Here is an 8,227-nt window from a genome sequence, read left to right on the forward strand (position 1 = left end):
CTGCGCCCCGACCAGCAAGGCCAACGCCTGCTCGAGCTGAACCGCCCAGCCAGCGCGGCTCGGCACTTCCAGGACACGCAGTGGCGCGGCCTGGCGCTGTACCAGGCCGGCGACTACGCGGGTGCGGCCGAGGCATTTTCCCAAGGCGACACGGCCGCCGACCACTACAATCGAGGCAATGCACTGGCCCGTGCCGGTGAGCTGGAAGCGGCCCTGGACGCCTACGAGCAGGCGCTGGAGCGCCAACCCGATCTGCAAGTGGCACTGGACAACCAGGCATTGGTGCAACAGCTGCTGCAACAGCGCCAGGCCAAGGCCGAGGAACAACCGCCCGGTAACGATGCCCAAGGCACGCCCGGCAGCGACACCGAAGGCAACAGCAGTTCGGCCAGCAGCGCCGCCCAGGGCACCCCCAGCGGTGATGAACAAGCCAGCGCCGAGCAGCCTGGCGAAAGCAGCAGCAACAGCCAGGGCGCACCGGGTAACCAGCCGGGTGCCGATGAGGGCGTCATCCAGCCGCCCCAGCGCCCGGTGTCGACCAGCCTCGACGCCGAACAGCGCCAAGCCCTGGAACAATGGCTGCGGGAGATCCCCGATAACCCGGCGGAGCTGCTGCGGCGCAAATTCTGGTACGAACAGCAACTGCAACAGGAAACCCCACGATGAGTCGCTTCGGCGTCTTGCTCCTCTCCCTGCTGTGGGCCACCCTGGCCCAGGCTGAACCCCTGCTGCAGGCCAGCGTCGACCGCACCCGCCTGCAGGCTGGCGAAAGCCTGGAACTGACCCTGGAAAGCCAGGACGTCACCCAGTTCGGCAAGCCCGACCTGCGCGCCCTGGAAGGCGACTTCGAGGTGCGCGGCACGCGCCAGCTGAACAGCCTGCATACCCTCGACGGTGAAACCCGCGCCAGCACCCGCTGGATCATCACCTTGCTGCCGCGGCGCAGCGGCAGCCTGCGTATTCCCGAGCTGCAGCTGGGGCAGTCACGCAGCCAGGCCATCGACCTGCAAGTGCTGCAGGCCGATGCCAGCCGCCAGGACACTTCACAGGTGTTCATCGAGGCCACCCTCGACAGCTCCGACGTCTACGTGCAGGCGCAGGCTGTGCTCACCTTGCGCATCTATCACTCGGTGGCGCTCTATGACGACAGCAGCCTGAGCCCGCTGCAGCTGGAAGGCGCCAAGGTCGAACCGCTCGGCGAATCGCGCACCTATGAAAAGGAAATCAATGGCGTGCGCCACGGCGTGATCGAAACCCGCTATGCCGTGTACCCCCAGCAAAGTGGCACGCTCGAGATCCCGCCACTGACGTTCAGCGCCACCGCCGCAGCCAGCAGCGACGAAACCCCGCAAGCCAATGGCACGGCCCGTGCCGGGCACCAGGTACAGGTCAGCTCGCTGCCGCTGCGGCTGGCGGTACGCCCGATTCCCGCCGCCTGGCCTGCGGGTGTGCCGTGGTTGCCGGCGCGTAGCCTGACACTGGAAGAGCACTGGAACCCCGACCCCGGCAACCAGCAGGTACAGATTGGCGACTCTCTGACGCGCAACATCACCTTGCGCGCCGAAGGCCTTTCCAGCACCCAGTTGCCGCCGTTACCCGCCACCGAGATCACCGGCCTGCGCCGCTACCCCGACCAGCCGCTGCTGCGCAACGAAATCAACGAACGCGGCATGACCGCCAACCGCGAGGAACGCGAAGCACTGGTGCCCACCCATGCCGGCACGTTGGCCCTGCCGGCGCTGGAAGTGGCGTGGTGGAACACCCGTGAAGATCACCTGGAGCACAGCAGCCTGCCGGCGCGTACGCTGAACGTGCAGGACAACCCGGCATTGAGTGCCGACAGCCCGGTGGGCGATAACAGCAGCGCCAGCAGCGCGCTGTGGCCTTGGCAATTGGCGACTCTGCTGTTCGCCCTTTCCACCGTACTGGGCTTCGCCCTGTGGTGGCGCGCCCGCTCGCAACCGGCGGTGCTGCGTGCGGCGCAGAACGGGCCGAGCCCGCGCACCTTGCTGGATGACCTCAAGCGCGCCTGCCTGGCGAACGACCCCCAGGCCACCCGCCAGGCGTTGGACGCCTGGGCCCGGCAGCAACCGGAGACCCTGGCCGAGATGGCGGCGCGCTTCGTGCCGTTGTCGGATGCGCTGGATGGGTTGAATGGCGCGTTGTACAGCGAGAGTGGGCAGTATTGGCAGGGTGAGGATTTGTGGCGGGCGATCGGCACGATACCGCCGGCCGAGCAGGTGTTGTTGCCGGCTGGGGAGAACGGCAGCTTGCCGCCGCTTTATCCCAAGTAGCCGGCTGCCTGCCAGGGCCTCTTCGCGGGCATGCCCGCTCCCACAGGTACGACGTATGCCTGAGCTTTGCGCGGTGCCTGTAGGAGCGGGCGCGCCCGCGAACACCGGCGCAGCCGGTGCCAGCCCTCCCCCCATTCCCCGCCCTGCCCCCCACCCCCCTGCTTGGGTTACCATACCGCCCTCGCGCAACGCCCATCCCCAAAGCCAAGCCCTCTGGCTTGCTCGACTCGACACCACAGGTCATCCATGCGTCTGTTTCATACCTCCGACTGGCACCTGGGCCAAAGCCTGCACGGCCAGGAACGCGATTTCGAACACGCCTGCTTCCTCGACTGGCTGCTCGGCCAGCTTCGCCTGCGCCAGCCGGATGCGCTGCTGATCGCCGGCGATATCTTCGACACGGTCAACCCCCCGGTCAAAGCCCAGGAGCGTCTGTACGACTTCATCGTCCAGGCGCATGAACAACAGCCCAAGCTGGACATCGTGATGATCGCCGGCAACCACGATTCCGGCTCGCGCATCGAGCTGCCTGCCGCACTCATGCGCCGCCTGCGCACCCACGCCCTGGGCCGTGTGCACTGGCTGGACGAAGGCCAACTGGATGCCGAGCGGCTGCTGATCCCGCTGACCAATGGCCGCGGCAAGGTCGCAGCCTGGTGCCTGGCGCTGCCGTTCCTGCGGCCGGCCGAAGTCACCGGCCCCCACCTGGGCGACGACTACCTGCAAGGCATCACCCAGGTGCACCAGCAACTGATCGCCGCAGCACTGCAAAAACGCAAGAAAGACCAGGCGCTGATTGCCATCAGCCATGCGCACATGGCCGGGGGCGCAGTGTCGGAAGACTCCGAGCGCAGCCTGATCATCGGCAACGCCGAGGCGCTGCCGGCCAAGCTGTTCGACAAGGCCATCAGCTATGTCGCCCTCGGCCACCTGCACAAGCCACAGAAGGTCAACCGCGAAGAACGCATCCGCTACAGCGGCTCACCGCTCCCACTGTCGTTCGCCGAAATCAACTACCCGCACCAGGTGCTGGAGGTGGAACTGGACGGCAGCGGCCTGGTCAGCGTCGAGCCGCGCCCGGTACCGCGCGCCGTGGCCCTGCAACGCATCGGCCCGGCACCGCTGGGTGAGCTGTTACAGCTACTGGCAGACCTGCCGGTAATCGACCTGCTGGAAGACCCCAATCGCCAACCCTGGCTGGAAGTGCGGGTCATTCTCGACGAGCCGCAACCGGACCTGCGCCAGCAGATCGAGACCGCGCTGGCGGGCAAGGCAGTGCGGCTGGTGCGCATCAGTGCCGAGTATGCTGGGCGCAACAGTAGCGAAGAGGATGACCTGGCCTTTGTCGAACTGGCCCAGATGACCCCGCAAGACCTGTTCAGCCGGGCCTGGGAGCAAGCCTACGGCAGCGCTGTCGACGAGCAGGCGCTGGCCGACTTTGCCCTGCTGTTGCAGGACGTGCAGCAGGAAGAGGAACAGCCATGAAGATTCTTGCCATCCGCCTGAAGAACCTGGCATCGCTGGCCGGCCCCGTCGACATCGACTTCACTGCCGAGCCCCTGGCCAGCGCCGGCCTGTTCGCCATTACCGGGCCCACCGGCGCCGGCAAGAGCACCCTGCTCGACGCCCTGTGCCTGGCCCTGTTCGGCACCGTGCCGCGGCTCAATGACATCGGTCGCGAAGCCAAGGTGCCGGATGCCGACGGAGACATCCCCACATCCGACCCGCGCAACCTGCTACGCCGTGGTACCGGCAGCGGCTTTGCCGAAGTCGATTTCGTCGGCGTCGACGGCCGCCGCTACCGTGCCCGCTGGGAAGCCAACCGCGCCCGCGACAAGGCCAACGGCAAGTTGCAGCACAGCCGCCAGAGCTTTTACGACCTGGACAGCGAGCAGGTCCTGGCCAGCGGCAAGAACGAATACAAACAGTTGGTCGAAGCCCGCCTGGGCCTGAACTTCGAGCAGTTCACCCGCGCGGTGATGCTGGCCCAGAGCGAGTTTGGCGCGTTTCTCAAGGCCGACGACAGAGAGCGCAGCGAGCTGCTGGAAAAACTGACCAACACCGCCATCTACACCCGCTTGGGCCAGCGCGCGTTCAGCAAGGCGCGCGAGGCCGGTGAGGTGCACAACGACTTGCTCGCGCGCGCCAGCCACCTGCTGCCGATGGACGCCGAAGCCCGCGCCCAGCTCGACCAGCAACTGAAGCAGGCGCAGCAGCAACTGAAGGCTGACCAGGCCGGTGAGCGCCAGCTGGAACAGCAACGCAACTGGCTGCACGAGCAAAACCGGCTACAAGCCCAGCACGCCGAGGCGGCCCGCGCGCTGCAGGCCGCCGAGCAGGACTGGCAGCAACTGGCCGAACCGCGCCTGGACCTGCTGCGCCTGGAGCGCCTGGCGCCTCAGCGCCATCAGTTCCACCGCCAGCAGGCGCTGAACGCACAACTGGCCCCACTGGCAGCAAGAATTGCGCAGCAGCAACAGCAGCAGGACGAACTCCAGGCACGCGCAAATACCCTGGAGCAAGCACTGAACGCCGCACGCCAGGCGCTCGCCGACAGCCAGGCGCAACACGGCGAGAATGCCCCACGCCTGCGCCAGGCCTTCGCCGCCCAGGACAACCTGGCGCGCCTGGACGAAGCGCTGGCCGCGCAACGCAGCAGCAGCCAACAGGCTGAACAACACGTCGCCGATGGCCAGCAGCAGTTGCAACAGCTGGAGGCCAACCAGCAGCGCAGCCTGCAGCAATTGGCGCAGATCGACAGTGCCCTTGCCGACAGCGAGCACCTGGCAGGCCTGGCCAGTGCGTGGCACGCCTACCTGCCGCAACTCAAACAGGTGATGCTGATTGGCGGCCGCCTGGCCAAGGGCCGCGAAGAGCTGCCCGGCCTGCAGGCCCAGGCCAGCCAGGCCAATGTGCAGTTGCAGGCCGAGCGAGATGCCTACGAGCTGCTGTTCCGCGAAGCCAAGGCCGAACCCCAGGCCCTGGCCGAGCAGATCGACCTGCTCGGCGGCATGCTGCAGGACAACCGCAAGCAGCAGCGCGCCGTTGAAGAAATGTCGCGCCTGCACGGCCGCGAACTGGAACTGCGCCAGCAACTGGACAGCGTTCGTGAACGCCAGCAACAGGCCATGCAGCAACGCCAGCAGTTGATCAGCGAGGGCACCGCGGCGAAGGCCGAGCTGGAGGCGGCCGAACAGGCGCTCAACCTCACCCGCCAGTTGCTGGAGCGGCAACGCCTGGCGCGCACCACCAGCGTGGAGGCACTGCGCGAGCAATTGCGCGATGGCGAACCTTGCCCAGTCTGCGGCAGTGCCGAACACCCGTTCCACCAGCCTGACGCACTGCTGCACAGCCTGGGCCGGCATGACCAGGCTGAAGAAGCTGCCGCGCAGCGACAGGTCGACACCCTCAACGCCAAGTTGGTCGAGCTGCGCACCCAGCTGGGCGTGGTCAACGCCCAGCTCAAGGACTTCCAGCAACAACAGCAGCAACTGGGCGATCAGTTGCAACCGCTGGTGGCGCAAGTGCAGGCGCACAGCCTGTGGCCAGCTCTGGCCCCGCAGGATGACAAGGCCCGTAGCACCTGGCTGGCCAGCCAGCTGCAGCGCCTGGAGGCGGAAATTGCGCAGGACGAGAAACGCCAGAGCGCGCTGCTCACGCTGCAACGCGATGCTGCCCGCCTCAACCAGCAACTGCAGGCCGCCCAAGACGCTCAACAGCAGGCCCAGCGCCACCTCGAACAACAGCACCAGGCCCTGGCCAACGACGAGCAGCAGTTGCAGCAAGGCTTGCACGACCTGGCCGGGGTGCTGCCCGAGCAGGCCCTGAAGGCACTCGACGAAGACCCGGCCAATGCTTTCCTGGCCCTGGACCAGCAGATCGCCCAGCGCTTGCAGCAACTGGAACAGCGCAAGGACGAACTGGAAGAACAGCAGGGCCGGCAGACGCAACTCGACAAGCTGCGCGACCAGCACCAGGCCCGCGTGCAAGGCCTGCAGCAGTTGCAGCAGCAACTTGCCGCCCTGGACGAGCAGCGCCAGCAGGCCCAGGCCGCCCTCGGCGAACTGCTCGGTGAACACGCCACTGCCGAAGCCTGGCAACAGCACATGGACGCCGCGCTGGACCAAGCCCGCGCCCTGGACGCAGACACCGCCCAGCGCCTGCAGGAGCTGCGCACGCAAGCCGTGCAACTGGCCAGCGAGCTGAAGGCCGACGGCCAGCAGCAACAGGCGCTGGTTGCCGAATGCCAGCAGTTGCAGGGCCAGATCGCGCAGTGGCGCAGCCAGCACCCGGAGCTGGATGACGCCGGGCTGGACCGCCTGCTGGCCATGGAGGATGCGCAGGTCACAGCATTGCGCCAGCGCTTGCAAGGCGCGGAAAAAACCATCGAACAAAGCCGCGTGTTGCTGCAGGAACGCGAACAGCGCCTGCAACAGCATGTGGCCGACATGACAGTGGACACCACGGCCGAAGCCCTCGAGCAAGCCCTGCTGGAACTGCGCGAGCGCATGGCCAGCCACGAGCAGCAATGCGCCGAACTGCGGGCGCAGCAGGCCGATGACCAGCGCCGCCAGCAGGCCCATCAGGCACTGGCAGCCGAGATCGAGCAAGCCCGCCAGCAGTGGCAGCGCTGGGCCCGCCTGAATGCCCTGATCGGCTCGGCCTCGGGCGATGTGTTCCGCAAGATCGCCCAGGGTTACAACCTTGACCTGCTGTTGCACCATGCCAACAGCCAACTGCGCCAACTGGCCCGCCGCTACCGCCTCAAGCGGGGCGGCAGTGCCCTGGGCCTGTTGGTCCTGGACACCGAAATGGGCGACGAGCTGCGCTCGGTGCACTCGCTGTCCGGCGGCGAAACCTTCCTGGTGTCGCTGGCGTTGGCCCTTGGCCTGGCTTCGATGGCTTCCAGCACCCTGCGCATCGAATCGCTGTTCATCGACGAAGGTTTCGGCAGCCTGGACCCCGAGTCGCTGCAGCTGGCCATGGATGCCCTGGACGGCTTGCAGGCACAGGGGCGCAAGGTGGCAGTGATTTCCCACGTGCAGGAAATGCACGAGCGCATCCCGGTGCAGATTCAGGTGCGCCGCCAAGGCAATGGCCTGAGCGAAGTGCAGGTGTGCGGGTGATCCTGTACTCGTTCCGTCGCTGCCCCTGGGCCATGCGCGCGCGCCTGGCCCTGCGCTATGCAGGCTGTGAGGTCGAGGTGTGCGAAGTGGCGCTGAAGAACAAGCCGGCAGAACTGCTGGCCTTGTCCCCCAAGGGCACGGTGCCGGTGCTGGACACCGGCAGCCAGGTGCTGGAAGAGAGCCTGGATATCATGCGCTGGGCGCTGGCGCAGAACGACCCGCAGGATTGGCAACTGCGCGCGAACCCCGCGGCAGCGCAGCAGGCGCATGCCCTGATCACGCGTAATGACAGCACGTTCAAGGCGCAGGTGAACCTGTACAAGTATGCCGAGCGCTACCCGCAGCACCCTCGCGCGTACTACCGCCAGCAGGCCGAGGCCTGGCTGGCGGAGCTCGAAGGGTTGTTGGAGAGCCGGCCGTATCTGTTGGCTGACCAGCCGAGCATCGCCGACGCCGCCTTGCTGCCCCTGATGCGCCAGTTTGCCGGGGTGGAACCGCAGTGGTTCGCCGAGGCCGCTTATCCGCGGCTGCGGAGCTGGCTGGAGGGGTGGCTGGCATCAGACCTGTTCCGCTCGATCATGGCCAGGTAGCTTCACGCGGCTCCCTGTAGGAGCGGCCTTGTGTCGCGAAAGGGTCGCGCAGCGGCCCCGGGTTCTTGCGTTACCGCCGACATTGCCGGGGCCGCGCTGCGGCCCTTTCGCGACACAAGGCCGCTCCTACAAGGCGTGGTGTTTGATATCAGTCGATGAACTTCAAGTCCGAGGGTGCGTCCTGGGCCAGGACCTGCACCGTCTCGCCCAGCTTGCC

At 67.0% G+C, this 8,227-nt stretch carries 5 protein-coding genes; all 5 read left to right on the top strand.

The features are described 5' to 3' along the window. The coding region (locus APH30_RS25055; protein WP_156326662.1) for a tetratricopeptide repeat protein at positions 1–666 on the top strand (666 nt) is incomplete at its 5' end. Beyond that, the gene (locus APH30_RS25060) at positions 663–2,294 is read left to right on the top strand and encodes a BatD family protein (RefSeq protein ID WP_054914061.1); all 1,632 of its coding nucleotides are present in this window, start codon (positions 663–665) and stop codon (positions 2,292–2,294) included. The genes APH30_RS25055 and APH30_RS25060, both read left to right, overlap by 4 nt. A 246-nt stretch (positions 2,295–2,540) precedes the next feature. Beyond that, positions 2,541–3,779, top strand: a complete 1,239-nt coding sequence (locus tag APH30_RS25065) for an exonuclease SbcCD subunit D C-terminal domain-containing protein (RefSeq protein WP_054914062.1) — start codon at positions 2,541–2,543, stop codon at positions 3,777–3,779. Next, positions 3,776–7,420, top strand: coding sequence for an AAA family ATPase (locus tag APH30_RS25070; protein ID WP_054914063.1), 3,645 nt, complete (start codon positions 3,776–3,778; stop codon positions 7,418–7,420). The genes APH30_RS25065 and APH30_RS25070 overlap by 4 nt, the downstream gene beginning before the upstream one ends. Next, positions 7,417–8,010 (top strand): glutathione S-transferase, encoded by a 594-nt coding sequence (locus APH30_RS25075; protein WP_054914064.1) that lies wholly within the window; start codon positions 7,417–7,419, stop codon positions 8,008–8,010. Before APH30_RS25070 ends, APH30_RS25075 begins: the two co-directional genes overlap by 4 nt. Positions 8,011–8,227: the final 217 nt, after the last annotated feature.

The sequence above is a fragment of the Pseudomonas sp. NBRC 111127 genome (genome assembly GCF_001320345.1).
GTDB lineage: Bacteria > Pseudomonadota > Gammaproteobacteria > Pseudomonadales > Pseudomonadaceae > Aquipseudomonas > Aquipseudomonas juntendi.